Origin of the sequence: Mesorhizobium sp. WSM4976, from assembly GCF_029625685.1 — a bacterium.
GTDB lineage: Bacteria > Pseudomonadota > Alphaproteobacteria > Rhizobiales > Rhizobiaceae > Mesorhizobium.
This window is the reverse complement of record NZ_JARTVT010000095.1, coordinates 1-1,176: the sequence shown is the minus strand read 5'-3', so window position 1 is coordinate 1,176 and position 1,176 is coordinate 1. Positions and strand designations below refer to the sequence as shown.

The window sequence follows — 1,176 nt, the reverse complement described above, 5'->3', positions numbered from 1 at the left end:
GCGGGGCTGGCGATCCTCAAGCACACCTTCAACCTGTCGGATGAGGTGCTGTGCGAGCGCTGGGTGGAGAACCCTTATTTCCAGTATCTCACCGGCGAGACGTTCTTTTGCCATACGCTGCCGTTCGACCGCTCCTCGATGACGCGTTGGCGCAGCCGTATGGGCGAGGAGCGGATTATGGTGCTGTTGCAGGAGAGCCTCAGCCTCGCGGTCAAGACCGGGGCGATGAAACCGGCCGACACGCGCCAGGTGATCGTCGACACCACCGTGCAGCCGAAGAACGTCATGTTCCCGACCGACGCCAAGCTCATCCATCGGGCACGCGAACGGCTGGTGCGGCTGGCCAAGAGGACGGGTCTCCATTTGCGCCAGAGTTATGTGCGGGTCGGCAAGCTGGCGCTGATCAGCCACCAGCGCTATGCCCACGCCAAGCAGTTCAAGCGGGCCAACAAGGCGCTACGCAAGCTCAAGACCTATCTCGGCCGGACCATTCGCGACATTGGTCGCCAGATCGCCGGCGATCAGGGGCTGGACGCTGTTCAAATGGCCGCTCTACCAGGCCGCCACCGTTCTCGAGCAACGCCAGCGCCAGCGCGGCCGCAAGATCTACAGCCTGCACGCACACGAGGTGGAATGCATCGGCAAGGGCAAGGCGCATGCGCCCTACGAGTTCGGGGTGAAGGTGTCGGTGGCCACCACGCTGAAGCGCTCCAGGGGCGGCCAGTTCGCCCTGCATGCAAAAGCACTGCCCGGCAATCCCTATGACGGCCACACGCTGGCAAGCGTCATCCCCGACATGGAAAAGACCATCGGCAACGAGATCGGCCGCATCCTCGCCGACGCCGGCTATCGCGGCCACAACGCACCGCAGAGCCACAAGCTCAGGGTCTTCACCGCGGGCCAGAAACGCCGCGTCACCCCAGCCATCAAGCGCCAGATGCGACGGCGGTCGGCGGTCGAGCCCGTCATCGGCCACATCAAGAGCGAACACAGAATGGGCCGCAACTACCTCGCCGGCCAGCAGGGCGACACCCTCAACGCCATCCTGGCCGCCGCCGGCTACAACTTCTCCCTCCTGCTCAGGTGGCTGAAGGGGTTTTTGTCGCTCTTGATTGCCCTGCTTCAAATCCGGCCGAAGCCGGTCGCCGCTTAGGGCTCGGATTGTTCACGGTCGAC

1 pseudogene is annotated in these 1,176 nt (G+C 64.2%); it reads left to right on the top strand.

Going from position 1 to position 1,176, the window contains the following annotated elements:
* Positions 1-1,153 (top strand): annotated as a pseudogene (locus tag P9272_RS35835) (IS5 family transposase); the annotation flags it as partial.
* Positions 1,154-1,176: the final 23 nt, after the last annotated feature.